17 protein-coding genes, 1 tRNA gene and 1 other RNA gene are annotated in these 25,981 nt (G+C 68.3%); 12 read left to right on the forward strand and 7 right to left on the reverse strand.

Features of this window, described 5'->3' with window-relative positions; genetic code table 11:
- Nucleotides 1-155 precede the first annotated feature (155 nt).
- The 6 genes from ABLG96_RS04030 (at nt 156) to ABLG96_RS04055 (ending at nt 8,407) form a co-directional block, all read left to right on the forward strand.
- Complete coding sequence (locus ABLG96_RS04030) at nt 156-2,711, forward strand: LamG-like jellyroll fold domain-containing protein (protein ID WP_353650131.1); 2,556 nt, start codon at nt 156-158, stop codon at nt 2,709-2,711.
- 251 nt (nt 2,712-2,962) lie between these two features.
- Complete coding sequence (locus ABLG96_RS04035; protein ID WP_353650132.1) at nt 2,963-4,195, forward strand: ABC transporter substrate-binding protein; 1,233 nt, start codon at nt 2,963-2,965, stop codon at nt 4,193-4,195.
- Nucleotides 4,196-4,285: 90 nt separating this feature from the next.
- Nucleotides 4,286-5,857, forward strand: coding sequence for a sugar ABC transporter ATP-binding protein (locus tag ABLG96_RS04040; RefSeq protein WP_353650133.1), 1,572 nt, complete (start codon nt 4,286-4,288; stop codon nt 5,855-5,857).
- Nucleotides 5,850-6,845 carry an ABC transporter permease gene (locus ABLG96_RS04045; protein ID WP_353650134.1) on the forward strand — a complete coding sequence of 332 codons (996 nt, stop codon included), beginning with the start codon at nt 5,850-5,852 and terminating at the stop codon, nt 6,843-6,845. The genes ABLG96_RS04040 and ABLG96_RS04045 overlap by 8 nt, the downstream gene beginning before the upstream one ends.
- Nucleotides 6,842-7,900, forward strand: coding sequence for an ABC transporter permease (locus ABLG96_RS04050; protein ID WP_353650135.1), 1,059 nt, complete (start codon nt 6,842-6,844; stop codon nt 7,898-7,900). Before ABLG96_RS04045 ends, ABLG96_RS04050 begins: the two co-directional genes overlap by 4 nt.
- Nucleotides 7,901-8,188: 288 nt before the next feature.
- The gene (locus tag ABLG96_RS04055; RefSeq protein WP_353650136.1) at nt 8,189-8,407 is read left to right on the forward strand and encodes a hypothetical protein; all 219 of its coding nucleotides are present in this window, start codon (nt 8,189-8,191) and stop codon (nt 8,405-8,407) included.
- On the opposite strand, the gene ABLG96_RS04060 is transcribed toward ABLG96_RS04055, so the two are convergent.
- Nucleotides 8,404-8,970, reverse strand: coding sequence for a DUF6328 family protein (locus ABLG96_RS04060; protein ID WP_353650137.1), 567 nt, complete (start codon nt 8,968-8,970; stop codon nt 8,404-8,406). The two genes, ABLG96_RS04055 and ABLG96_RS04060, sit on opposite strands and share 4 nt — an antisense overlap.
- A 39-nt stretch (nt 8,971-9,009) precedes the next feature.
- Here ABLG96_RS04060 and tgt point away from each other — a divergent pair, with 39 nt between their 5' ends.
- Complete coding sequence (gene tgt / locus ABLG96_RS04065) at nt 9,010-10,263, forward strand: tRNA guanosine(34) transglycosylase Tgt (protein WP_353650138.1); 1,254 nt, start codon at nt 9,010-9,012, stop codon at nt 10,261-10,263.
- Here tgt and ABLG96_RS04070 read toward each other — a convergent pair.
- Nucleotides 10,236-11,006, reverse strand: coding sequence for a queuosine precursor transporter (locus ABLG96_RS04070; protein WP_353650139.1), 771 nt, complete (start codon nt 11,004-11,006; stop codon nt 10,236-10,238). The two genes, tgt and ABLG96_RS04070, sit on opposite strands and share 28 nt — an antisense overlap.
- Before the next feature lie 126 nt (nt 11,007-11,132).
- Between ABLG96_RS04070 and ABLG96_RS04075 the strand changes: the two genes are divergently transcribed.
- A complete protein-coding gene (locus ABLG96_RS04075; protein WP_353650140.1) occupies nt 11,133-11,660 on the forward strand; it encodes a peptidase in 528 nt (175 codons plus the stop codon).
- A 75-nt stretch (nt 11,661-11,735) separates the two neighbouring features.
- Here ABLG96_RS04075 and ABLG96_RS04080 read toward each other — a convergent pair whose 3' ends face one another.
- From ABLG96_RS04080 to ABLG96_RS04090, 3 genes are all read right to left on the reverse strand, one after another.
- Nucleotides 11,736-12,134 (reverse strand): VOC family protein, encoded by a 399-nt coding sequence (locus ABLG96_RS04080; protein ID WP_353650141.1) that lies wholly within the window; start codon nt 12,132-12,134, stop codon nt 11,736-11,738.
- Between the two features lie 51 nt (nt 12,135-12,185).
- Nucleotides 12,186-13,073 carry a tRNA glutamyl-Q(34) synthetase GluQRS gene (gluQRS, locus tag ABLG96_RS04085; protein ID WP_353650142.1) on the reverse strand — a complete coding sequence of 296 codons (888 nt, stop codon included), beginning with the start codon at nt 13,071-13,073 and terminating at the stop codon, nt 12,186-12,188.
- Between the two features lie 80 nt (nt 13,074-13,153).
- Nucleotides 13,154-13,243: transfer RNA gene (locus tag ABLG96_RS04090), tRNA-Ser, on the reverse strand.
- A gap of 180 nt (nt 13,244-13,423) precedes the next feature.
- On the opposite strand from ABLG96_RS04090, the gene ABLG96_RS04095 reads away from it, so the two are divergent.
- Entirely contained in the window at nt 13,424-14,386 is a 963-nt protein-coding gene (locus ABLG96_RS04095; RefSeq protein WP_353650143.1) for an ABC transporter ATP-binding protein, read from the forward strand.
- The gene (locus tag ABLG96_RS04100) at nt 14,383-15,444 is read left to right on the forward strand and encodes an ABC transporter permease subunit (RefSeq protein ID WP_353650144.1); all 1,062 of its coding nucleotides are present in this window, start codon (nt 14,383-14,385) and stop codon (nt 15,442-15,444) included. The genes ABLG96_RS04095 and ABLG96_RS04100 overlap by 4 nt, the downstream gene beginning before the upstream one ends.
- A 48-nt stretch (nt 15,445-15,492) precedes the next feature.
- On the opposite strand, the gene ffs is transcribed toward ABLG96_RS04100, so the two are convergent.
- Nucleotides 15,493-15,589, reverse strand: an RNA gene (gene ffs / locus ABLG96_RS04105) — signal recognition particle sRNA small type.
- Nucleotides 15,590-15,735: 146 nt separating this feature from the next.
- On the opposite strand from ffs, the gene pulA reads away from it, so the two are divergent.
- Nucleotides 15,736-21,588: a pullulanase-type alpha-1,6-glucosidase gene (pulA, locus tag ABLG96_RS04110; protein ID WP_353650145.1), complete on the forward strand. Its 5,853-nt coding sequence runs from the start codon at nt 15,736-15,738 to the stop codon at nt 21,586-21,588.
- A 70-nt stretch (nt 21,589-21,658) separates the two neighbouring features.
- Here the strand turns inward: pulA and ABLG96_RS04115 are convergent, their stop codons facing one another.
- The gene (locus ABLG96_RS04115) at nt 21,659-23,272 is read right to left on the reverse strand and encodes a metallophosphoesterase (RefSeq protein ID WP_353650146.1); all 1,614 of its coding nucleotides are present in this window, start codon (nt 23,270-23,272) and stop codon (nt 21,659-21,661) included.
- 137 nt (nt 23,273-23,409) lie between these two features.
- On the opposite strand from ABLG96_RS04115, the gene ABLG96_RS04120 reads away from it, so the two are divergent.
- The gene (locus ABLG96_RS04120; RefSeq protein ID WP_353650147.1) at nt 23,410-25,920 is read left to right on the forward strand and encodes a DNA polymerase III subunit gamma and tau; all 2,511 of its coding nucleotides are present in this window, start codon (nt 23,410-23,412) and stop codon (nt 25,918-25,920) included.
- Nucleotides 25,921-25,981: the final 61 nt, after the last annotated feature.

Raw genomic sequence — 25,981 nt, forward strand, 5'->3', positions numbered from 1 at the left:
ATTCAGGCGATAGTTGTTGCGAGATCTTGACTGGAGTGGGCAGATCGCTGTTCACTGCGTCAGCCGTGGGGCGTCGACCTGGCTCGTCGTTTCCTGCCCGACCTACAAGGAAGTTGGTCACGATGAGAGTTGCATCCAAGAGATGGCGGAGCGGAATGATCGCCGTCGCCTGCACCGTCGGCCTGATGGCCACCCCGGCGATCGCCGGCCCAGCCTCGGTCGCCCCCGGTGGGCCGACCGCGACCCGGACCGCATCCGGTCCGACTGCCTCGGCGTCGACCTGGAGCGGACTGACCGCTCCGTTGCCCACCCGTTGGACGTCGCAGGTCTCGCCGACGAATGCCCTGCCCGACTACCCGCGCCCGCAGCTGGCCCGGCCGTCGGTCGCGGCGCCGAAGTGGCTGAGCCTGAACGGACTCTGGCAGTACGCGCCTACCGATGGCTTCACCCCTCCGGTGTTCGGCGCCGACCTGGACGGTCAGATCCTGGTGCCCTACCCGGCTGAGTCGGTGTTGTCCGGTGTGCAGAAGCATTCCGACTACATGTTCTACCGCCGCACAGTCACCGTTCCCAAGAACTTCCTGAGCGGTGGGCAGCACCTGCGGCTCAATTTCGGAGCGGTCAACTACGACGCCGCTGTGTACGTCAACGGTATCCAGGTCGCCCGTCATCTGGGTGGGTACGATTCGTTCAGCGTCGACGTGACGGCGGCGCTGCGGGTCAAGGGGCCGCAGGAGATCCTGGTCGCCGTCCACTCACCCGTGGACAGCGCCACCATCCCGGTCGGCAAGCAACGCCTCGACCCCGACGGGATCTTCTACACCGCGGCATCCGGTATCTGGCAATCGGTCTGGCTCGAGCCGGTAGCGGCAACCAGCATTGCCTCGTTCACCGCGACGCCGGACGCGGCCAGTTCGTCGTTCACTTTCAAGGCCACCCTCAACGGTGATCCGACCAACGCGCGGCTCGCCGTCGACGTGTACGCCGGCACCAAGAAGGTCGCAGCGGTGAGCGGAGCAGCCGGTGGCACCATGCGGGTCACCGTGCCCAAGCCGCGCCTGTGGAGCCCGGCCGACCCTTTTCTCTACACCTTCAAGGTGCGGCTGACCGGCCACGGCACTGACGTCATCGAAAGCTACGCCGGACTGAGATCGGTTGCAGTGCAACTGGTCAACGGCAAGCAGCGGATCACCCTCAACGGCAAGGCCACCTTCCTGCTGTCCACCCTCGACCAGGGCTACTGGCCGGATGGGATCTACACCGCGCCGACCGACGCCGCGCTGAAGTTCGACATCCAGAAAACCAAGGACCTGGGGTTCAACACCATCCGCAAGCACATCAAGGTCGAGCCGGCCAGGTGGTACTACTGGGCCGACAAGCTCGGAATCATGGTGTGGCAGGACTCGCCGGCGCTCCCGACAGGTCGGAACGGCTCGCTGACCGCCGGCGACAAGGCCAACTTCCGGGCCGAGACCGCCCAGATGGTCGGACAACTGGCCAATGTCACGTCGATCATCGGGTGGATCCCGTTCAACGAGGGCTGGGGCCAGTGGAGCGTGGCCGCGGCCTCGGAGGTCGGGGCCCAGATCAAGGCTCAGGATCCGTCGCGACTGGTCAACGACCGCAGCGGCTTCAACTGCTGCGACACCCCGGGTGACCCCGGCACCGGCGACATCATCGACTGGCACCAGTACCAGGGGCCGGCACTGCCCGCCCCTGATGCGACGCGAGCCTCCATCGACGGTGAGCACGGCGGCCTGACGCTGACCGTGCCCGGCCACACCTGGCCCGGCGCGCCCATCAACCCATACGGTTCGGTCCCGGATGCCGCGGCATTGAACGCCGGCTATGAGGCCAACAATGCCGTGCTGCGCGATCAGGGTGCGCCCTACGGACTTTCGGGCTCGGTGTACACCCAGATCACCGACGTCGAAGGTGAGCAGAACGGCTTCTTCACCTACGACCGCGAGGTCGAGAAAGTCGACGAGGCCAGGGTGCGGGCGTCAAATCTCGCGGTGATCAATGCCGGGTCCAAGCCGACCCCGCCGGCGCCGCCGGGCACCCCGGGGCTGGGTGGCGTCGATCGCTGGTCGTTCGACGAGACCACTGGAACCACTGCGGCCGACGGCGTGGGCGGGCACGATCTGACCCTGCGGAACGGTGCAAAGTTCGGACCCGGCCTGGCTGGGAACGCCCTGGTGCTCAACGGGGTCGACCAGTCCGCAGAGTCCTCGGGCACCCTGATCCCGACCACCAACACCAACTACACGGTGTCGGCCTGGGCCAAGGCGTCCAGTTTCGGCGGAGCGTTCCAGACCGTCATGAGCGAGGACGGCGCGGCCACCAGCGCGTTCTTCCTCCAGTACTCCGGAGCCGACAAACGGTGGGCGTTCAGCTTTGCCAGTATCCGGGCGTTGGCCACCACCGTCGGGATGCCCGTGGCCGGGCAGTGGTACCACCTGGTCGGCGTCCGGGATGTCACCCGTTCCCGGCTCTCGATCTACGTGGACGGGGTGCTGGCCGGTTCGGTCGGCATCTTGGGCGGCGGTGACCTCGGAACCGGCAACCTGCAGGTGGGTCGGGGTCAGTTCGGCGGCAACCCGGTCGACTACCTGAACGGGTCGGTCGACGACGCCAGGGTGTTCGATCGGGAGTTGACCGCGGCCGAGGTCGCGGCCCTGCACGAGGCGGGTCCCGGGGCCACCCAGTAGGACGACGGCGGACGGTCGACCCGGCGGGTATCGGGTCGGCCGTCCGGTCCAACGTCCCGACCGGGGTCGGCGGTTGTCTGATCGTTACCAACCACCAAATGATCGATCTTGACAGTTCCGGGTTGGACTGGGAGCCTTCGTGACGGCCGCCGCCCCCTCGGATCCATTGTCGGCCGCGGGATTGCGCCGCTCTCCGGCCACTTTGCGTGTGATCATCAGGATCTGCGCCCTCATCACAAGGATGTGAGAAAATGTCCCCTCGGCTCATTCGCACCGGCCGGACGATCGCTGTCGCCGTCACTCTCGGTCTCGCCCTCGCGGGGTGTGGCAGCAGCACCACCCCGGCGGCTTCCGGCTCGACCACGGCACCCACCTCGGGACCAGCCACGTCGGCCGACGCCTCGACGCCGGCCATGTCGTCCGACGGTATGTCGTCGGCCATGTCGTCCGACGCCTCGACGTCGGCCATGTCGTCCGACTCCTCGACGTCGGCCATGTCGTCCGACGGCATGACCTCCGGTACGGGGTCCGCCGGCACCGGCTCGTCGGCCGCGTCCGGCGACGGTTGCACCGCGGCCAAGCTGGGCTACCCGGCGATCGCCAGCTTCAAGGGCGTCAAGGTCGGCTTCTCGCAGTCCGAGCCCGACAACGCCTCCTTCCGCGCCGCCGAGACCCAGTCGATGAAGGACGAGGCAGCCAAGCAGGGCGCAGAACTGCTGTACGCCAACGCGAACAAGGACCCGCAGAAGCAGATTGCAGACATCAAGGACCTGATCACCAAGGGTGCGCAGGTGCTCATCGTCGCGCCGCTGAACAGCGACGGCCTGCAGCCTGCCTGGGACGCCGCGGCCGCCGCCAAGGTCCCGGTCGTCACCGTCGACCGGCTGGTCTCGCAAACCGCCTGCAAGGACTACCTGACCTTCATCGGTTCCGACTTCGTCAAGCAGGGCAATCGGGCGGCGGACGCAATGGGCGCGGCGCTGGAGGGCAAGGGCAACGTCGTCATCCTGCTCGGTTCATCGGGCAACGGTGTGACCACCGACCGCACCAGCGGTTTCGTCGACGAGATGGCCGCCAAGTACCCGGGTGTCACCATCTCCAAGCAGCAGACCGGTGACTTCGACCGGGCCAAGGGCCAGGCGACCGCCTCGCAGCTGCTGCAGGCCGACCCGAGCATCACCGGGATCTACGCCGAGAACGACGAGATGGGGGTCGGCGCTTACAACGCCATCAAGGCAGCCGGCAAGGCCCCGGGCAAGGACATCAAGATCGTCTCGATCGACGGCATCAAGGACGCCGTGAGCAAGATCGCGACGGGTGAGTACACCGCGGTCATCCAGTCCAACCCGCGCTTCGGGCCGCTGGCCTTCAAGGCGCTCACGGACTTCGAGACAGGCACGCCGGTTCCGGACAAGATCATCATCGAGGACGGCGACTACCTGGATGCGGATGCGGCGAAGGCCAAGGCTGACGAGGCATTCTGATCCCGTTCGCGAACATGCCGCCGGTCCGCGACCCGCAGTTCCGGGCGCGGACCGGCGGCTGCCATCCCCCTGAATGAGTGGAAGCGCAGCATGACGGTCACCGATGGTCCGGCGTCAGCCGGTCCTGCCGCCCCAGGGTCGCAGGCTCCCCCGATCCTCGAGGCTCGCGGGGTCAGCAAGACCTTTCCGGGGGTCAAGGCGCTGCAGGACGTGTCGATCACCCTTCGCGGTGGTGAGGTGCACGCCCTGGTCGGCGAGAACGGCGCCGGCAAGTCCACCCTCATCAAGCTGCTGACCGGCGTCTACCAGTTGGACGCCGGTCAGCTGCTGCACCGCGGCAACCAGGTCTCCTTCACCGATCCCAAGGCGGCCCAGGCGGCGGGCATCAGCACCATCTACCAAGAGGTGAACCTGGTGCCGCTGCAGTCGGGGGCGAGGAACCTGTACCTGGGCCGTGAGCCGCGGACCCGGCTGCACCTGGTCGACTACAAGAAGATGAACCACGACGCCAAGGCACTGCTCGACGACTTCGCAATCGACGCCGACCCGACCGTCCCGGTTGCCACCCTGGCCCTCGGGGCCCAGCAGATGATCTGCATCGCCCGGGCCATGTCACTCGACGCCAACGTGGTGATCATGGATGAGCCGACGTCATCGCTGGAGAGCCGCGAGGTCGAGACGTTGTTCGGGCTGATCGAGCGGTTGAAGGCGAGCGGGGTGGCCGTCGTCTACGTCAGTCACCGGCTGGACGAGCTGTACCGGATCTGCGACCAGGTGACCGTGTTGCGGGACGGCCGGCTGGTGCACACCGGCCCGATCGCCGAGCTGCCGCGACGACAGCTGGTGGCCACCATGCTCGGTCGTGAACTGCTCGAACAGCACGCCAGGTCGTCGGTCACGGCGCCGGCCGATCAGGCCGAGGGTGACACGCCGGCGTTGCAGGCCGAACGCCTGAACCGACGTGGTGTGCTGCACGACGTCTCGGTCACCATTCGGCCGGGTGAGGTGGTCGGTCTCGGCGGTCTGCTCGGGGCAGGTCGCAGCGAGACAGCGAAAGCCGTTCTGGGGGCCCAGATCCTGGACTCGGGCTCGATCACCGTCGACGGTGTCACGATCCGCGGCGGTTCGCCCGCCCGCTCGATCCGGGCCGGCGCAGTGCTGTTGCCCGAAGACCGCAAGGCCGAGGGCATCCTGCCCAACCTGTCGATCCGGGACAACATCGTGCTGGCTGCGCTGCCCCGGCTCTCCACCTGGGGGCTGTTCTCCGACCGGGCGGCCAGAAAGCTGGTCGACACCTTCATGACCCGGCTGAACATCAAGGCCTACGGCCCGGGTCAGAAGGTGGGCACATTGTCCGGCGGCAATCAGCAGAAGGTGCTGCTGGCCCGCTGGCTCTGTCTCGAACCCAAGGTGCTGATGCTCGACGAGCCCACCCGAGGCATCGATGTAGGCGCCAAGGCCGAGGTCCGTCGGCTGATCGACGAGCTGGCCGAGCAGGGGCTCGGGGTACTGCTGATCTCGTCGGAAACAGAGGAACTGGTGGACGGCTCGCACCGCATCCTGGTGCTGCGGGATGGCAGCATCGTCTCAGAACTGAGCGGTGACCGGCTCACCGAGTCCGAACTGGTGCAGGCGATCGCCGGGGACGTAACCGATGTCTGAGACCCCGACCCCCACCGTGCCGGAGGCACCGAGCCGGCCGGCCCGCTCCGTCGACCGCTCCAAGGTCGCCTCCTTCCTGCAGGACAACGGGGTGTACGTCGCGCTGGCCGTACTGGTCGGCTACAACGCGTTCTTCACCAACTTCTGGTTCACCGCGAGCAATCTCAAGCTGCAGCTGGTGCTGGTCGCCCCCATCCTGATCGTCGCTCTCGGCATGGCCCTGGTGATCGGCACCGAGGGCATCGACCTGTCGGTCGGGGCCACCATGGCCATCTCGGCCTCGGTCATCGGTCAGGGAATTGACGCCGGGTTCTCGGTCCCGGTGATCATCGTCGGGGTGCTGCTCGCCGGGATGCTGGTCGGCGCCATCGCCGGGACGCTTGTCGCGTTCTTCGAGGTGCAACCGATCGTCGCGACGCTGGCCCTGCTGGTTGCCGGCCGGGGGATCGCAGTGCTGTTGCAGGCCAGCACGTTGAGCGTGTCCGACCCGACGCTGCTGAAGTTCGGCTCTGGGTCGTGGCTGGGGATCCAGGCCCCGTTCTGGGATGCGCTGGTGCCGGTGATCATCATCGCGTTCGTCGTGCGGCGCACTGTCTTCGGCCGCCGGATCGTGGTGATCGGGGACAACGTGCGGGCCTCGTACCTGTCCGGGATCCCGGTGCGGCGGACGCTGTTGACCGTCTACATCGTGAGCGGGCTGCTCGCGGCCTGGGCCGGGCTGGTGGTCACCACGTTCACCAGTACCAACGACCCGAGCACCAACGGTCTGGGCTACGAGCTGTTCGCGATCACCGCGGTGGTGGTCGGCGGGACAGCGTTGTCGGGCGGCCGGGTCCGGATCCTCGGCACCATTGCCGGAGCCCTGGTGATGCAAGTACTGCGCAGCACGTTGGCATTCCACAATTTCACCGACGCGGTCACCCAGATGGTCACCGCAGTGATCATCATCGTCGCCGTCCTTGTCCAGCGAAAGCGAGCCCGGTCGTGACCGACAGCGACAGCGGAAAGGGCCTGTCCCTCGACGACGTCAGGGGCGCCGGGGTGGAGGCGTCCCTGCGGCCCACCACCACCGGGGCCAGGATTGCCCACCTGCTGCAGCGGGACGGTGTCGGAGCAACCGTCGTGCTGGTGCTCGTGATCATCTTCGCGGCCAGCACGGTCGACGGATTCGGCTCGATCGGCAACATCCGCAACGTGCTGATCTCGGTGTCCTTCCCGGCGATCATTGCCATCGGCATGACCATGGTGATCGTCACCGGCGGCATCGACCTGTCGCTCGGGTCGGTGTACGCGCTGGCCGCGATCCTGTGCACCAAGGTTCTCGATGTGTCGAAGGGAATGGGCGGCAACGCCATCGCCGGCATCGCGCTGGCCCTCGGGGCGGCGCTGCTGATCGGACTGGTGCAGGGGGTGCTGATCGCGCGAGTCGGGTTGCCGCCGTTCATCGTCACGCTGGCCGGCCTGTACGGCGTGCGTGGACTGGTCTACTTCGTCAGCAACAACGGGAATGACGTCTACTCGGCTCCCCAGTCCGGGGCGTTCTACCAATTCGGCACCGGCACGGTGTTCACCATCGGTTATCCGGTGGTGCTTGCCCTCATCCTGTACCTACTCGCCCACGTCACGTTGTCGCGCACCTCATTCGGGCTCACCGCGTATGCCCTTGGTGGCAGTGAGGACGCCTCATCGCTGATGGGCTTGAAAGTGCGGAGCACCAAGATCAGGTTGTACGTGATCTCGGCCGGCCTGGCCGGTGTGGCCGGCATCCTGGCCGCGGCCTACAGCCAGTCCGGAACGCCCGACCTGGGGCGCGGTTTCGAGTTGAATGCGATTGCCGCGGTGGTGATCGGCGGCACTCTACTGACCGGAGGCGCCGGTTCGTTGATCGGGACCGCGGCCGGGGTGCTGCTGCTCGGCGTGGTCAGCAGCTACATCAACCTCGGCACCGATCTCCCCCAGGCCGCGCAGGCCGTGGTCACCGGCGCGTTCGTGATCGTCGTGGTCATCGTCCAGCGCTACCTGAACCGGGTCCAGCGGCGCTAGATGCCCGGTTGTGGTCGCAGCACCACATCGACATGGCAACCCAGTTCTCCGGGGTCTCGGCGCGACCTTGCCCGACCCGTACCGGGCCGGCAGCAGAGCCGTCTCCACGAGCGAACCCGGCACTGCCTCGGTCCGCGTTGCCACATCGTTCGTCCGGCGCATGCCGGATGGTCGTCTGCGGGCGCAGATCGCGCCGTTCGTGACACTCCAGGATGCGCCGCGGAGGGGCTGACGGCGACGCAACTCACGGCAGCGCAGCGCTGACCGGGCTGGACTACTGTCGCGGACATGAACCGCATCATCGGCATGGTCCTCGGCGTGATCCTGATCGCCGCCGGCATCCTGTTCACCCTGCAGGGAGCCGGGGTGGTCGGCGGCTCCGCGATGAGTGGGAACTCGACCTGGACGGTTCTCGGGCCGATCATCGCGCTCGCCGGCCTTGTCCTGCTGCTGCTGGCGCTCCGCCGCGGACGGAACCGAACCGGCAGCGGCCCGTCAGTGCGCTAGCTCTGATCCAGCTCCTCGAACAGCTGCGGATCCCGCCGGCGACGGAGCATGGTCGCCGGAATCACCAGCCAGACCACGATCCCGATGGCCACCAAGGCCGATCCGATGCTGATCGCGACCGGGCGGGAGAGCAGCACGTCGACCACCAGCAGCACCCCGCCGACGACGCTCACCGCCAGGAAGCCGATGCCGATCGTGGTGAGCCTCGCGGTGTAGTGGACCAGGAAGTCCTTGAGCCCTCTCCGGAAGAGAAGGCGGTGCGCTGCAACGGGTCCGGTGAGGAAAGTGACGGCGAGCGCGGCAGCGATCAGGGTGACCAGGTAGACGTCGAGCTGGAAGGTGTCGAGGGACGAGAAGCGCGCCTGGAACGCCAGCGAGAGCAGGAATCCGAACAGGATCTGCACTCCGGCCTGCGCGACCCGTACTTCCTGGAGCATCTCGGCAAAGTTGCGGTCGAGTCGCTGCGCCTGCGTCTCCCGTCGGACGTACCCGGCCCCGGGATCGGACGAGCGCCGACGCTCGGGCGCGGGGCCGCTCTGCCCGGCCGCTGGATCGGAGCTCATCGGACGATCCTGCCAGTCCCGGACTGGTTGGATGATCGGATGACGGGCACCGCTTCCACGACTTTCGACTTCCGCCCTCGGACCCGGCTCCCCGACACCCATGGCCGGACCGGCGTCATCAGGACGCCGCACGGTGAGATCCGCACGCCGGCCTTCATCGCAGTGGGTACCAAGGCGACCGTCAAAGCTGTCACCCCGGAACAGATCGACGAGGCCGGCGCCCAGGCTGTGCTCGCCAATGCCTATCACCTCTATCTGCAGCCGGGGCCCGACATCGTCGATGCCGCAGGTGGTCTGGGCCGTTTCATGGGCTGGCCGGGACCGACGTTCACCGACTCCGGCGGGTTCCAGGTGATGAGCCTGGGCGTCGGTTTCAAGAAGGTGCTGGCGATGAACACCGAGGGCGTCCGATCCGACGAGGTGATCGCGCCGGGGAAGACCAGGATGGCGGCCGTCGACGAGGAGGGTGTCACGTTCACCTCGTTCATCGACGGGAGCAGGCATCGCTTCACCCCCGAGGCGTCGATGCAGATCCAGCACCAGCTCGGGGCGGACATCATCTTCGCCTTCGACGAGCTGACGACGCTGATGAACACCCGCGAGTACCAGGAGGCGTCGGTCGAGCGGACCCGCCGGTGGGCCCAGCGCTGCCTCGACGAGCACCATCGGCAGACCCTGGCGCGGGCGGGCAAGCCGCAGCAAGCCTTGTTCGGGGTCGTCCAAGGTGCCCAGTACGAGGACCTGCGCCGCTCCGCCGTGCGCGGTCTGCTGGAGTTGCACGGTCCTGACGGCCGCGGGTTCGACGGCTACGGCATCGGCGGGGCGTTGGAGAAGGAGAACCTGGGCACGATCGTGGGCTGGTGCTCGCAGGAGTTGCCACCGGACAAGCCCCGTCACCTGCTGGGCATTTCCGAGCCGGACGACATCGTGGTGGCGATCGCGGCCGGCGCCGACACCTTCGACTGTGTATCGCCGTCACGGGTCGCCCGCAACGGTGCGATCTACTCCCGCGGCGGGCGCTACAACGTCACCGCGGCGCGCTTCAAGCGCGACTTCTCACCCCTCGACGAGGGCTGCGACTGCTACACCTGCGGCCAGTACACGCGCGCGTACCTGCACCACCTGTTCAAGGCCAGGGAGCGGCTGTTCGCCACGCTGTGCACGATTCACAACGAACGGTTCATCATCCGGTTGGTGGACGACCTGCGGCAGGCGATCGAGGACGGCATGTTCGCCGAGGTCTCCGGCCGCTTCCTGGACGACTACTACGCGGGGTCGCGCGCCACTCCCTGATCGCGGCTGCCGAGATCCCCGGCAGGCAGCTGGGCTGCGATCGCAGCCTGGTAGCTGGGTTCGCGCTTCTTGATGAACGCGATGACCCGATAGGTGATGGGCAGCAGGATGATCTCGACGCCGACCTTGAGGGCGAAGCCCAGCACGGTGTAGTTGACCAGGTCGCCGAACTTCTCGATCCCGATGGCCGGGCCGGCGATCGAGCAGAAGATCAGCGTGTCGAAGAACTCGCCGACGAGGGTCGAGCTCACCAGACGCAGCCAGAGCTTGCGCTCACCTCCGCGCTGCTTCAGCTTCACCATCACGTAGGAGTTGAGGAACTCACCGATCAGGTAGCCGCAGACGCTGGCGAACACGATCCGCGGGACGACCCCGAGCACCGCATCGAACGCGGCCTGCGAGCCGTACCCGGGTGCCGGGGTGGCCTTGCTCACGACGTAGAACGTCAACGACGCCAGCAGCGACATCGCGAAGCCGATCAGGATGGCCCGCCTGGTCGCACGCAGACCGTAGACCTCGCTGAGCACGTCACCGATGACGTAGGTCAGCGGGAACAGGAAGACACCGCCGTCCGACAGTACGAAACCGAACGAGATCCCCTTGGTGGCAGCGATGTTGGACAGCAGCAGCAGACAGCAGAAGACCGACACCAGGACCGGGTAGTACCCGGGGCCGGTATGCGCGAAGACGGCGGCCCGCTGCGGTGGTGCGTCGGCAGGTCCGGGCTTCTGGGGTCTGGTCACCGGGAGATTGTGCCACTGCCGGAGGACGCGGATGTCCGACTGGCACTCGGACGGTCTTGTCTGCCAGCACGATCCTGCGGATCATCCTCCCGATCACCATGAGGTGACACCCCGTGAGGAGGAGCCGTGGACGAGACGACACCGTCGGTCGAAGTGGCTCCGTTGCAGAGTGGCAGCGGACTGGCAGGTTTCCTGTTGTTGGGACGGTGGCCGAAGGACCCCGTCGAGTGGGCGAAATTGTTGGTGCTGTCCGTCCGGATCGCCGCCGTCCCCGGGCTGCTCAGGGTGAGCACGGTGTTCGCGGTGCTGGACGACCTGCCCGACGACCCGCACCCCGGGGCAGTGGGACTGATCGCCGCAGCTGGTCCGCTGATCGGTGAGAACGCCGTGGTTCCAGGACAATTCGCCCATCCGCATCCCTCGGCGATCGTCATCCTCCATCCGCCGAACAGCACCATCTCCTCGGTGCCCGAGTACGAGACCGCATCCGGCTGCGTGCTGCTGCCGGGTCTGCCGCATCTCGGACTCGACCACCGCGCCGCCTGGGTGGAGGCGGACGTGCACGGCACGGTGACCCAGATGATCTCCAAGTCGGGTGTCGATCCGTTCCAGAACCCCGATACTGCAGCGCTGGCAACGTTTCTCGCTGCCTGAGCAGGAATGGGGATCTCGACTCCCTCGTCGCTCGATCTCCGGAACCGACCCGATCAGCGAACATCCGGTCCGGGATCAGGTGAACAGGCAGAACGGGTGGCCGGCCGGATCGAACATCACCCGGATGTCGTCCTGAGGTTGCACGGGGGCCTCCCGAGCGCCGCACTCGATGGCCCAGGCAGAAGCGGCCGGGAGATCGTCGACGTGCAGATCGAGATGCTGGGTGGAGTGCTGGGTCCCGGACGTCGCCGGCCACACCGGAGGAGCCCACGCACGTTCCCACTCGACGTTGATGGTCATGGCGCCCGCCTGCAGCTGGGCCCACCCCGCCTCCGGCGGATCCCCTGGCCGGGCCGGCTCGGAGTCACGCACGGTGGCGCCCAGCAGCGTTGCGTAGAAGGCGGCGAGCGCGCGTGGATCGGGAGCCATGATCGTGATCGAGGTGGCCCGGATCGCCGGGCGGGAGTCCGTCATCGTCCGAGACTGGCACTGCTCGGACATCCACGCCAGCCCGGACCGCTGGGGTCAGCCTGTCCACGTCCACGGGGCACGGGGGATGCCTGCCGGGTCGAAGCGGCGCTCCAGGGCCGGCATCGACACCGGTTCCCCGGGTTCGGCGAGGTCCAGCGACACGGCCAACAGCGACAGCACATCGTCCGCGCTGACGCCGTCGGAGGCCAGCTCGGCCAGGGTGACGGCGCCGTCCCGCTTGGCCAGCCGGGCGCCCGACGGACCCAGTACCAGCGGGACGTGGACGTACTGCGGCACCGGCAGTCCCAGCAGCCCGGCCAGGTACGCCTGCCTCGGGGTGGACGGCAGCAGGTCGTCGCCGCGCACCACCTGGTCGACGCCCTGGGCGTCGTCGTCGACGACCACCGCCAAGTTGTAGGCCGGGATGCCGTCCGTCCGGCGCAGAACGAAATCGTCCACCTGACCGGTGTACGGGCCGGTCAGCAGATCGGTGACGGTCAGGTCCGCCACTTCGCTGCGCAGCCGCAACGCCGCCGGCCGGGCAGCGGTACGTTCGGCGCGCTCGGCCGCGGTCAGGTTCCGGCACGTCCCCGGGTAGGCGCCGGGCGGGGCATGGGGCGCGCTGGCCGCTTCCTGGATCTCCCGCCGCGTACAGAAGCACTCGTAGACCCGGCGATCGGCGATCAGCCCGGCCAGCGCGGCGTCGTACAGCGGGCGTCGCTCGGACTGCCGGACCAGCTCGTCCCAGACGATCCCGATCGCACGCAGATCCGCCAACTGCCGCTCCTGTGCGCCCGGCCGCACCCGGTCGAGGTCCTCGACCCGCAGCAGGAAGCGGTGCCCGGAGCTGCGGGCGAACAGCTGTGCCAGCACGGCCGTTCGCAGATTGCCCAGATGCAGATCACCCGAGGGACTGGGGGCGTACCGACCGGCGCCGACCACGACGGTCTCCTCCCCGGGCCGGCTGCGTGCCGGTCACTTGCGGAAAACACCGAAGGCCCCGCGTGGGCGGGGCCTTCGAATGGCGGAGGATACGGGATTTGAACCCGTGAGGGCGGTGAAGCCCAACACGCTTTCCAAGCGTGCGACATAGGCCGCTAGTCGAATCCTCCGCAGAGGATCTTACCGGCTCCGCGGGCGTGCTCGCGCCACAGATCGTCCGTGCTGTCGTCCCCCGCCGACTCCCGCGGCGCGTCAGGGAGCGATGAGGTGCCGGCTGGGGCATAGTCCCTGGCGAGCTGCCGGGTGGGTCGGCAGCAGGTGGTGCCGGAATTGACGGACTCGGGGGAACCGTGACGAACGTCGTCGAAGTGGTGGGCGTCAACAAGATCTACCGGCGGTGGCGCAGGCCTGCGCAGCACGCCGTGCGGGACCTGGATCTGCAGGTGGACCGTGGCGGCGTGTTCGGCTTCCTCGGCCCGAACGGGTCCGGCAAGACGACGACCATCCGGCTGCTGCTCGGCCTGGCCAGGGCGGACAGCGGCAGCATGAAGCTGCTCGGCCGTTCCGTCCCCGACGAGCTGCCGCAGGTGATCGGTCGGATCGGGTCGTTGGTCGAGACGCCGCTGTTCTTCCCGAACTTCAGCGGACGGCAGAACCTGTCGCTGCTGGCCCAGGCTTCGCGGATCCCCGAGGCCCGGGTGGAGGAGATGCTCGAGCTGGTCGACCTGCGGGAGCGGGCCGGGGACAGGGTGAAGGCCTATTCGCTGGGGATGAAGCAGCGGCTCGGCATCGCGGCTGCCCTGCTGAAGAACCCGGAGCTGCTGATCCTGGACGAACCGGGCAACGGCCTGGACGCAGCCGGGATCCGGGAGATCCGCGAGCTAATCGTCAGGCTCGGCGGGTCGGGGGTCACGGTGCTGCTCTCCTCGCACCAGCTCTCCGAGGTGCAGCAGGTGTGCGACCGCGTCGCGATCATGTCGAAGGGCCAGGTGATCGCCGCCGGTTCGGTCGCCGACCTGGTGCGGTCGGGATCCTCCGGTGACTTCCGGGTCAGGGTCGATGATCCGGCGGGCCTCGGCCGAGCGGCCCTGGAACGCCACGGGTTCAGCGTGACCGCCGAGGTCGACCACCTGCGGGTCGGTGGCGTGCAGGACCCCGCCCGAGTGACGCAGGCGTTGGCGCAGGCCTCGCTGTACCTGAGTGAGCTGACCCCGATCGCTGCCGATCTGGAGAGCGTCTTCCTGCAGATCACCGGCGACGAGGAGGCCGCGCCTTCCGGAACTCACAGCACGCGGCCACGGGAGGCGTCATGACGGGCGTCGCGCAATCAGGACGTCATTCGTTGGAGCCGGCGACCGAACCGACTTCGGCGCCGACCTTCGGACGGCTGGTACGGGTCGAGCTGCGTCGGCTGCGGTCCCGTCGATTCTTCGTCGTCCTCGTCGGCATCGGACTACTGGGGTACCTGATCGGCCTGGTGGTCCTGGCCACCCATTTCGAGAAGGTCACTCCCGAGGTGATGGCCAGGGCAACGGTTGCGCGCGACGTTCAGTTGCAGCAGAACCAGGCGTACTACCAGCAGTGCCTGACCGACCCGCAGCGACCGTCGGAGACCCCCGTCGCCGAATACTGCGGGCCCGAACCGACCGCACAGGACATGGAGGTCCGGTGGTTCGTCGACGTCACGCCTTTCGACGCCGACCGCTTCCAGCAGCTCACGCTCGCCGTCGGTATCGGTGTCGGCATGCTCGGCCTGTTCCTGGGTGCGACGTCCATCGGCGCCGAATGGTCCAGCCGCAACCTGGTCGCCTGGCTGTTCTGGGAGCCGCGACGTCTTCGGTTGCTGGCGGCCAAGCTGACCGCGCTGCTCGGCGTGCTGCTCGTGCTCGCGGTGCTGGCCCAGCTGATCTGGTACGTGACGGGCAAGATCCTGCTGGCCACCAAGGGGATCCCGGTGGAGCAGTCGGATCCGCCGAGGCCGGAGTTCTGGACCGGACTGTTCGAGATGCAGGTGCGCGCCGCCCTGTTCGTCATCCCGACATCTCTGCTCGGATTCGGCTTGGCGAACCTGATGCGCAACACCGCGGCCACCCTCGGGGTTGCCCTGGTCTACCTGCTGGGGGTCGAGACGGTGCTCTCCTCGTTGAACCCGTACCTGGTTCCCTACCAATTCACCAGCGCAGCGGTCGCCTGGTTCCTCCCCGGCGGGCTGCACTATTTCGTTGATCCGGTCTACGACCCGCAGACCCAGGAAATGAACCCGCAGGAGCTGGTGTTCACGAACCTGCAGGGCGGGTTGGTGCTGCTGGCCTATGCGGCCGTGATCACGATCGGCTCGGCCTGGCTGTTCCGTCGGCGCGACATCTCCTGATCGGCACACCCTGTCCGGGAAATGTGTGTCCGGGAATGCGGGTCCGGGAATGCAGCGGACCCCCGCACCCGTCAGAGCTCCCGGACCCTTGCTGCCTTCCGGCCCTGGGGGAGTTGAGGAGATGGACGCCGCGGGGGTCCGCCGTCGAGTGTAACCGGACTGCCCCCTGGACGGGAACGAGCCAGGAACTCGACCGGCGGTGGTGCGGGCGCCGTCCGATGTGACAGGCTCCACATCCGCTGTCCCGTCACCCGCATACGTCATCGTCGCCGCCTGTCGGAGGTCCACCTCGTGTCCCGTCTCATCGTTCACTCGCGCAGGCGCACTTCGCTCCGACGGCACCTCACTGTCGTCCTCGCGGTGGTGCTCGGCGGATCCGCACTCCTGGTCGGGCCTGCAGCTGCAGCGCCCCGTGCGGCCGTCGCGGCGCCACCCACTGCGGCGCTCCCCGCAGCCGCGGCCGCAGCCGCGGTTCCGGTGACGCTCGCCGGGTCACTGCAGTCGGAGGCCGGCTGCCCCGGTGATTGGGATCCCGCCTGTTCGGCCACCGATCTGGTGGCCGGAGACGGCGTCCACACCAGGACGCTCGAGCTGCCGAAGGGTGCGTACGAGTTCAAGGTCGTCCTCGACCACGGCTGGACCGTCAACTACGGCGCCGGTGGCATTCCGGACGGCGCCAACATCCCGCTGGTGCTCACCGCGACCGCTCGGGTGACCTTCAGCTTCGAGGACGCCAGCCACGTCACGACGATCCGATCGGCGGCCGTGCCCGGGCCGGGCATCACCAAGGACGATCGCGCGCTGGCCGGCAACAGTCTCCGCGCAGGGTTGACGAAGGAGCGGTTCTACTTCGTCATGACGGACCGGTTCGCCAATGGCGACCAGAGCAATGACGCCGGCGGAATCACCGCGCCGCCGGGCACCGAGGCGCGGCTCGCGACCGGGCTCGATCCGACGGACAAGGGCTTCTACCACGGCGGTGACCTGACGGGCCTGACCGGAAAGCTCGACTACATCAAGGGAATGGGCACCACCTCGATCTGGTTGACGCCCAGCTTCAAGAACCGGCCGGTGCAGGGTCAGGGAGTGAATGTCAGTGCCGGGTACCACGGCTACTGGATCACCGACTTCACCCAGATCGACCCGCACCTCGGCAGCAACGCCGATCTGAAGAAGCTGATCGACGCGGCGCACGGCAAGGGCATGAAGGTCTTCTTCGACATCATCACCAACCACACCGCTGACGTCATCGACTACCAGCAGAAGAAGTACACCTACATCCCGAAGTCCGACGTCCCCTACCGGGATGCGGCGGGGACGGTGTTCGACGACCACGACTACGCGACCGGGGACACCTTTCCCGTGCTCGACAAGAGCTCGTTCCCGTACACGCCCGTGTTCAACTCGGCGGCCGATGCAACGGTCAAGGTTCCTGCCTGGCTGAACGATCCGCTCAAGTACCACAACCGTGGCGACGCGGCGTTCGACGGCAGCGAGGGTGATCGGTACGGCGACTTCTCCGGACTCGACGACCTGTTCACCGAACAGCTCGCGGTGCGCGACGGCATGACCGACATCTACTCGTTCTGGGCGAAATTCGGGATCGACGGATTCCGTATCGACACCGTCAAACACGTGAACCTGGAGTTCTGGCAGAAGTTCGCGCCGGCGATGGAGAAGGCGGCCGCGAGCGTCGGGAAGAAGAACTTCTTCCAGTTCGGCGAGGTCTACGACGCCGACCCGGCCAACACCAGCGTCTACACCACCGCAGGCAAGCTCCCGGCGACGCTGGACTTCGGATTCCAAGCAAGGGCAACAGGTTTCGGACTCGGTCAGCCGACCAAGGACCTCGCTGCGCTCTATGGGAACGACGACTACTACACCGACACCGACTCCAACGCCTACGAGCTGCCGACCTTCCTGGGCAACCACGACATGGGCCGGATCGGATACTTCCTGCAGTCGGGCGGGCACAGCGGCACCGATCTGTTCAAGCGGGATCTGCTCACCCAGCAGCTGATGTTCCTGACCCGCGGTCAGCCCGTCACCTACTACGGCGACGAGCAGGGCTTCACCGGCGACGGCGGTGACAAGGACGCCCGGCAGGACATGTTCGGCAGCAAGGTGGCCAGCTACAACGACGACACCCTGATCGGTACCACGGCGACCACGGCGACGCCGCGGTTCGACACACAGCAGCCGGTGTACAAGGCCATCGCGGACCTCTCGAAGCTGCGTCAGCAGTACCCGGCGCTGGCGGACGGCGCCCAGATCCCGCGTTATTCCTCCGCCGCCGCAGGAGTGTTCGCCTTCAGCCGCATCGATGCGAAGGAGCAGGTCGAGTACGTCGTCGCCGCCAACAACGCGACCGAGCCGAAAACCGTCAGCTTCGACACCCTCAGCGCGGGCATGCGGTTCTCTGCGATCTACGGCGGCGCCCGACCGGTGACCTCGGCCCGGGACGGCCACGTGAGCGTCACGGTGCCGGCGCTCTCGACGGTCGTCTGGAAGGCCGGCTCGAAGCTGGCACGCGCGAAGGCCGCCCCGCGAGCGGTGTTCGTCACCCCGGGTGCGGTCGGGTCGGAGAGCGCCGTCGGGGGTCGGGCGCCGATCCAGGTTGCCGTTCCCGCAGGCGGTTTCAACCAGGTGAGCTTCGCCTGGCGGCCGGCCGGGTCGAAGACGTGGCAGCCGCTCGGTACCGACGACAACGCGCCCTACCGGGTGTTCCAGGACGTCTCCGCACTCGCGCCGGGCAGCCTGGTGGAATACCGGGCCGTCGTGAAGGACCACTCCGGCAACCTGTCAGCGACCTCGACCAGTGCGGTGGTCGGTGCACCGGCGCCACCGTCGTCCGGTGGCGGGGCTGCCCAGAACGACCCACCGGCGAGCCAGCCGTCGTCGGTGACGATCGCCGGCGATCTGCAGTCCGAGGCGGGGTGCAGTGCCGACTGGCAACCCGACTGCGCGACAACGCATCTGACGCTCGATGCGAACTCGGGGATCTGGACCGGAACCTTCACGCTGCCGGCCGGTCAGTACAACTACAAGGCCTCGATCGACGACTCGTGGACGGAGAACTACGGCGCGAATGCCAAGCGTGACGGCGGCAACGTCCCGGTCACCGTGCCGGCGAGCGGGACGGTCACCTTCTACTACGACCCCTCGACGCACTGGGTGACCAGCAGCGCGGAGGGCCCGATCGTGACGGCCCCCGGCACAGCGCAGTCGGAGCTGGGCTGCCCGGCTGACTTCTCGCCCGACTGCCTGCGCCCATGGCTGCAGGATCCCGATGGTGACGGGGTCTACACCTTCTCCACCGCCCGGATCCCGGCCGGCAGCTATGAGACCAAGGTCGCGCACGGCCTGTCGTGGGACGAGAACTACGGCGCCGGCGGCGAGGCGGGCGGCGCCAACATCACCTACACCGTCTCCGCCGGCTCGGTGGTGACGTTCTCCTACGTGCTGGCCACGCATGTGTTGACGGTGTCGTCCGCGTCGTCGACCGATGCCGATCTCGGGCAGTCGAAGGCGCAGGCACTGGACACCTCGGTGGTGGCGTGGAATCTTCCCGCGACAGCCGACCAGTACCACTACCGGCTGCATTTCGCGCCGACCGGAGGACTCGGCCTGGACACCACCGCCGTCACCGGTGGCGACTCGATCGCCCTCACCCGGGACGCCGCCGGTATCGGGAAGCGACTCACCGCGCAGCACCCGGAACTGACCGCCTACGACGCCCTGCGGCTGCCGACCTGGGCCAGTCGCGACCGGCGCCTGCTCGAGCAGATCACCTCCGGTCAGGTGGTCGTTGCGGCCTACGACGATGCCGGCAAGCTCGTCGATGCGACCGGGGTGCAGCTGCCGTGGTTGCTGGACGCGCTGTATCCGTCGGCGAAGCAGGCCTTGTTGGGTCCGACCTGGCGCCTGGACCGACCGGTCCTCGCGCTCTGGGCGCCGACCGCGCAATCGGTCGAGGTGCTCCTCACGCCGCAGGGTTCGACCCGTCAATCGACCGTGTCCATGCGGCGCAATAACTCCGGCGTGTGGAGTGTCAAGGGGTCGCCGTCGTGGCGGGATGCGCGGTACCTGTTCGCCGTCACGGTGTACGTGCCGGAGACCGGGAAGGTCGAGCGGAACGTCGTCACCGATCCCTACAGCGTCGCGCTGACCACGAACTCGGCCAGCTCGGTGCTCGCTGATCTCGCGGCGCCGGCGTTGAAGCCGGCGGGATGGACCCGGTTGGTCAAACCGCAGCTCGCGCAGCCCTCCGACACCTCGGTCTACGAGCTGCAGGTCCGTGACTTCTCGATGTCCGACAGCACGGTGCCCGCCGCCGACCGCGGCACGTTCGCCGCGTTCACCCACAGTGGGAGCGCGGGCATGCAGCATCTCGCTGCGCTGTCCCGGGCCGGTCTGAACACCCTGCACCTGTTGCCGGTGTTCGACTTCGCCACCGTCGAGGAGGACCGGTCACAGCAGGCAACACCTGCCTGCGACCTGCCGGCACTCACTGCGGCCGATCCGGCCGGTGAGGACCAGCAGGCCTGTACCGCCGCGGTCGCCGAGACCGACGGCTTCAACTGGGGGTATGACCCGTGGCACTACACCGTGCCCGAAGGCTCGTACTCGACGAATCCGAACGGCTCCGCACGCACACTCCAGATGCGACAGATGGTCTCGGCCGTCAACCGCATCGGGATGCGGGTGGTGATGGATGTTGTCTACAACCACACCTCAGCCTCGGGGCAGGATCCGAAGTCGGTGCTGGACAAGGTGGTTCCCGGGTACTACCACCGACTCTCGGCCACCGGAGCGCTGGAGACGTCGACGTGCTGTGCGAACACCGCGACCGAGCACATGATGATGAACAAGCTCACGGTCGACTCCCTGGTCACCTGGGCGGTGCAGTACAAGGTCGACGGATTCCGGTTCGACCTGATGGGGCACATGCCGAAACAGACGATCCTGGACGTGCGGCACGCCCTGGACAGGCTGACCCTCGTGCGGCACGGTGTGGACGGCAAGAAGATCTACCTCTACGGCGAGGGATGGAACTTCGGTGAGGTCGCCGACGACGCCCGGTTCGTCCAGGCCACCCAGAAGAACATGGCCGGCACCGGTGTCGGCACGTTCAACGACCGGCTGCGTGACGCGGTCCGCGGCGGAGGTCCGTTCGACGAGGATCCGGGCAAGCAGGGTTTCGGTACCGGCCTGCTGACGGACCCCAACTCCAGTGGGGTCAACGGCACCGAGGCCGAGCAGCGGGCGACACTGCTCGCCGATCAGGATCGCATCAAGGTCGGACTGGTCGGCAATCTCGCCGACTACCGGCTCGTCGATGCTGCCGGAAATTCCTTGCAGGGCAAAGACATCGACTACAACGGATCACCCACCGGGTACACCGCCGAGCCCTCCGAGACGATCAACTACGTGGACGCGCACGACAACGAGACGCTGTTCGACACGCTCGCGTACAAACTGCCGACCGATACCCCGATGGTTGACCGGGTGCGGATGAACACGGTCTCGTTGGCGACCGTCACCCTGGGCCAGGGGCCGATGTTCTGGCATGCGGGAGCTGACCTGCTGCGGTCGAAATCCCTCGACCGGGACAGCTACAACTCGGGTGACTGGTTCAACCGCATCGACTGGACCGGCAAGCATTCGACGTTCGGGTCCGGGCTGCCCCCGAAGCAGGCGAACGAGGCGAAGTGGGCGTTCATGAAGCCGCTGCTGGCGGACCCGGCGCTGGTGCCGGCGCCGTCGGACATCGCCGCCGGCACGGCCCGCGCCCAAGACCTGTTGCGACTGCGGTACTCCTCGCCGCTGTTCCGGTTGCCGAACGCGGCCACCATCGAGCAGAAGGTCAGCTTCCTCACCTCGGGTCCTGACCAGGCGGCCGGCGTGATCGCCATGCAGCTCGACGACCGGGTCGGCAAGGACGTGGACCCGCGGCTGGAGCGGATCGTGATCGTCTTCAACGCCACCCCGGGCAGCCAGACCGTCCCGGTGACGGGTGCGGGAGCGTTGCGGTTGAGCCCGGTGCAGGCCGGGGGCACGGACCCGGTCGTGCGGACCTCGACCGTCTCCGGCAGTGCGGTGACGGTCCCGGGACGCACCGTCGCGGTGTTCGTGCAGAGCTGACAGCGGACCCGCTGCGCCGCCGGAGCCGGCCCGGCGGCGTTCACACGCAACGGTGCGATCGGCCGGGTCGTCAGCCGTCGCGGCGGGGACGTCGCAGCGTGAAGGTCTCGAACACCTCGAGGCCGCCGCCGACGCCCGTCACGTTGTAGTAGGTGACCTTCATGGTCGTCTCGCCGCCGCGGCGACCAGGGTCGACCTCGAATCCGGCGAACCCGTAGGCGTTGGCCGCGTCCCGCACGGCCGACCAGGGCGCCTGCTCGCGGACGTACACCGGCGGCCGCTTGCCGGTGGTGGGATCCGGGTCGCCGACGGAGACGATGACCCGACACTCCGGCGGGCTGGACAGCAACTGGTTCGAGGGTGCCGATGTACCGCCGCCGCCGAGCACCATGTGGACGGTGCCCCGGCTGGTGTCGACCGAGTGCGTCGCGGTCGACACGGGGGTCGGGGTGAGCGTCCGCGTGTCCGCGTGGCCCCGGAGCGGGTGGCTGCGCTCGTAGTGGTGCTCGTGGCCGCAGACGACCAGATCGACGCCGTAGCGGTCGAACAGCGGCAACCACTCCTGGCGGACGCCCAGGTCGGCGCCGTTGAAATTGTTGGCCGTGGAGATGGCGACCTGGTGCATGCACACCACGATCCAGTCGATGTCGCGATCGGCTCGGGCGGCCGCGAGTTCTCGCTCCAGCCAACGCTTCTGGGCGCCGCCGGAGTAGTCGTGGACGTAGGAGTCGCCGCCGTCCTGCAGGCACACGTCGTCATTGGCCAGCGAGATCACCCGGACCGCACCGGCGGTGAAGGAGTACCACAGACCACGCGTGACGTCCGTCTGACGGTCTGCGGCGGGCAGCTCGAAGTAGGTCTGGTAGGCCCGGTACCCGATCGGTCCGTTGCCGCGTTCGTTCTCGTGGTTGCCGGCCGATGGCATCCACGGACGGTTGCGGGCCGAGCGGGAGTTGTTCTCCCAGAAGTCGAACCAGGTGCGCACCCTGTCCTGAGCCAGGTTCGCGTAGCAGAGGTCACCGTTGAACAGGTGGAACATCGGAGCGACCTGTTCGACACCGGCCGTGGTGTCGCCGGCCGAGGGTGAACCGAGGTTGTCGTTGACCCAGGGGATCCGGGGCAGCGTGACACCCACCGGCGGTTGGAACAGCTTGCCGAGCGTCGGGGTGCCCTGGTCGCCGAAGCTGGTGAACGTCACCCGGGTCCGGCCACGCGGCACGGTCGAGAACTGACCGAACTGCGGCGCCGCCCCCGCGTGCAGCGCCGCGTAGAGGTAGTCGGTTCCTGGTGCGAGCCGGTCGAAGCGGGCGTGGTGGGCGTACACGGTGACACCGCCCTGCTGGTCGAGGTAGCTCCGGGTGGTCGCCTTCGCCGAGGCCAGGAACTCCCCGTCCGGTCGGCCGATCACGGCTCGGGCGCCGGAGACGGGCGTCAGGGTGTGCCAGCTGACGACGACCTGCCTGGAGGCATCGTGCCCGAACTGCAGGTGCAGGCCGTTGACCTGCTGCTGCGGGCCTCGACCGGCGGCGCTGTCGCGACGGCCGTCCGGATCGACGGCGCCGGTACGACCGCTCGGCGGGGAGGCCTCGGCGGCTTGAGCGCCGCCGACCGCGGCGCCGGCGGCGACCACGCCCGCGCTGATCAGCAGGCGTCGGCGGGACAGGTCGGCGATGTCGTTGCTCATGGCACCCACTATCGGTGCGGACCGGCGGCGGCGCAGGGTGCCGTCGGTGAACGCTCGGCGAACGGGACCCAGCCGGTACCGCGCGAGCGGCTGGGCTGAGCTCGCCCGTCGTCGGTGGCCGCACGTAGTCTCCTACCGTGGCCCTGGCTCTCTATCGCAAGTACCGTCCGGCGACGTTCGCCGAGTTGATCGGGCAGGACCATGTCACCGATCCGCTCCGCATCGCGCTCGCCGCCGGTCGGATCAACCATGCCTACCTGTTCTCCGGGCCGCGCGGCTGTGGCAAGACCTCCAGCGCCCGGATCCTTGCGCGCAGCCTGAACTGCGAGCAGGGTCCGACCCCGGATCCGTGCGGCGTCTGCGACAGCTGTGTCGCCCTGGCACCCGAGGGCTCCGGATCGTTGGACGTCGTGGAGATGGATGCGGCCAGCCACGGCGGCGTCGACGACACCCGTGAGCTCCGCGATCGGGCGTTCTACATGCCTGCGCAGTCGCGCTATCGGGTGTTCATCATCGACGAGGCGCACATGGTCTCGCCGCAGGGCTTCAACGCGCTGCTCAAGATCGTCGAGGAGCCACCGGAGCACCTCGTCTTCATCTTCGCGACCACCGAACCGGAGAAGGTGCTCACCACCATCCGGTCGCGGACGCACCACTATCCGTTCCGGCTGATCCCGCCCGCCACCATGCGCACGCTGGTGGAGAACCTGTGCCGGCAGGAAGGGGTCACCGTCGATCCCGCCGTCTTCTCGCTGGTGATCAGGGCGGGCGGTGGTTCGGCTCGCGACACCCTGTCGGTGCTCGACCAGCTGCTCGCCGGTGCCGGTCCGGACGGTGTCAGCTACGCGAACGCGGTCGCGCTGCTCGGGGTCACCGACGCGGCACTGCTCGACGAGATGGCCGACGCGTTGGCCGCCGCCGACGCCGCCACCGTGTTCGGGGTTGTCGACAAGGTGGTCGAGGCCGGCCACGATCCGCGTCGGTTCGCGGCCGATCTGCTGCAACGCCTCCGGGATCTGATTCTGCTCAAGGCCGTGCCGGATGCGGGACCACGCGGGCTGATCGACGCGCCGGACGACGAGCTCGCCTCGATGACCGCGCAGGCCGACAAGATCGGCGCCGGCACCCTGAGCCGGCTCGCGGACGTGGTGCACACGGGTCTGGTCGACATGCGCGGCACCACCGCTCCCCGCCTGGTGCTCGAGCTGATGTGTGCCCGGATGCTGTTGCCGCACGCCGCGGACGATGATGCCGCTTTCCTGCAGCGTCTGGAGCGGGTGGAGCGGCGGATGGACATCGCGGCTGCCCCCGGAACCGGCGCCGCCGAACCCGCGGCCGCGCGGCCCGCAGTTGCTGCTGTGCGTCCTGAACCCGCTGCCGTGCGTCCTGACCCGGCTGCCGCGCGTCCTGAACCCACTGCCGCGCCATCCGAACCTGCTGCGGTGCGTCGCGTGCCGGCGGCCACCCCGGCTGCCCGGGCAGCCGTGATCCCGGCGACGTCCGAGTCGCACTCGGCGCCGGGAGACGCGGGAACCTCCGCGTCCGGACCGGCCTCCCCCCGACCCGAGGCCACGCCGGGACCTATGCCCTCTGAACGCGAGCCCTCCCCACCCGCGGACGGTGCGCCGTCCACATCGCAGCGGGCTGGGCAGCCGGGTTCGGCATCCGCTCCCGAACCTGCAGGGCCGCCCGCGAGAGCGGCCTCCTCGCTGGGACTGCCACAGCGACCGACTCTGAGTGCCCAGCAGGGCCGGCCAAAGCCTCCGGCAGCAGGGCCCACGGCAGATCAGCGTCCAACAGCACAGCCTGCCGCAGCACAATCTGCAGAAGACCGACCTCAAGCGGCGCAACTTCCGGCAGCTCAGCCGCCGGCCGCCCGGCAGGCCGCCCCTGCGGTCGACCGTCCGGCCGCGGAACCTTCGGAGACCGGGCAGCCCCCGACGGCGAAGCCGCAGCGCCCGACGCCGGAGCACCCCGGAGACCGATCGGCCGAGGCCGACCGGGACCGGCAGCCCGCGGCAGCGCCCCCCGAGGGCGGGCCACGGCGGGCCGGTGGCGCCGAGATCGGCGTCGTGGATGTCCGGCGGGTCTGGCAGGACGTGTTGAAGGACGTCCAGCGCCGCCGCCGGGCCACCCAGATCCTGCTCGAGTCGGCGACCGTCGCGGGAGTCGAAGGGCGCACCCTGAAGTTGTCGATGCCCACCGCCGGGATGGCCAGGCGGGTGGTCGAGACGGGTAACGCCGAGCCGTTGCGCGCGGCTCTGCACCAGGTGCTGGGAGTCGACTGGGCGATCGACTGCAGCTCGGACCAGCAGGCTGCGAACGGCCAGCGACCCGACTCCCGGCCGTCCAGCGCGGCAGCGCCACGTCCGGCCACTCCGGCCCGGAGCCAGGAACCGCAGCGTGCGGCCCCTCGCTCGAACGGCTCAAGCCGTGCACAGGCGGTCCCCGCCGCCGACGACTGGCCGATGCCCGAGGCGCCTCCGGACCCGGATGATCCGGCGTTCGAGGACGAGATCCCCGACGACTACGGAGATCCCGCCGCCGCTGCATCCCCAGCCTCTGTCCACGACCCGGAGGAAGCTGCGATGACGCTGCTCGCCTCCGAGCTCGGTGGCAAGAAGTGGGATCCCGACCGCTCCCCCTGAACGACGAGACCGGCCCCGTCGGGGGCCGGTCTCGTCCTGCGCGTGTCGGAAACGCGGACGT

The organism is Nakamurella sp. A5-74 (genome assembly GCF_040438885.1).
Classification (GTDB): domain Bacteria; phylum Actinomycetota; class Actinomycetes; order Mycobacteriales; family Nakamurellaceae; genus Nakamurella.

Excerpts from the sequence above, each read along its gene's own strand:
- ABLG96_RS04030 (WP_353650131.1), top strand. The coding sequence starts at position 156 with ATGATCGCCGTCGCCTGCACCGTCGGCCTGATGGCCACCCCGGCGATC.
- ABLG96_RS04035 (WP_353650132.1), top strand. The coding sequence starts at position 2,963 with ATGTCCCCTCGGCTCATTCGCACCGGCCGGACGATCGCTGTCGCCGTC.
- ABLG96_RS04040 (WP_353650133.1), top strand. The coding sequence starts at position 4,286 with ATGACGGTCACCGATGGTCCGGCGTCAGCCGGTCCTGCCGCCCCAGGG.
- ABLG96_RS04045 (WP_353650134.1), top strand. The coding sequence starts at position 5,850 with ATGTCTGAGACCCCGACCCCCACCGTGCCGGAGGCACCGAGCCGGCCG.
- ABLG96_RS04055 (WP_353650136.1), top strand. The coding sequence starts at position 8,189 with ATGAACCGCATCATCGGCATGGTCCTCGGCGTGATCCTGATCGCCGCC.
- ABLG96_RS04060 (WP_353650137.1), bottom strand. The coding sequence starts at position 8,970 with ATGAGCTCCGATCCAGCGGCCGGGCAGAGCGGCCCCGCGCCCGAGCGT.
- tgt (WP_353650138.1), top strand. The coding sequence starts at position 9,010 with ATGACGGGCACCGCTTCCACGACTTTCGACTTCCGCCCTCGGACCCGG.
- ABLG96_RS04080 (WP_353650141.1), bottom strand. The coding sequence starts at position 12,134 with ATGACGGACTCCCGCCCGGCGATCCGGGCCACCTCGATCACGATCATG.
- ABLG96_RS04100 (WP_353650144.1), top strand. The coding sequence starts at position 14,383 with ATGACGGGCGTCGCGCAATCAGGACGTCATTCGTTGGAGCCGGCGACC.
- ABLG96_RS04115 (WP_353650146.1), bottom strand. The coding sequence starts at position 23,272 with ATGAGCAACGACATCGCCGACCTGTCCCGCCGACGCCTGCTGATCAGC.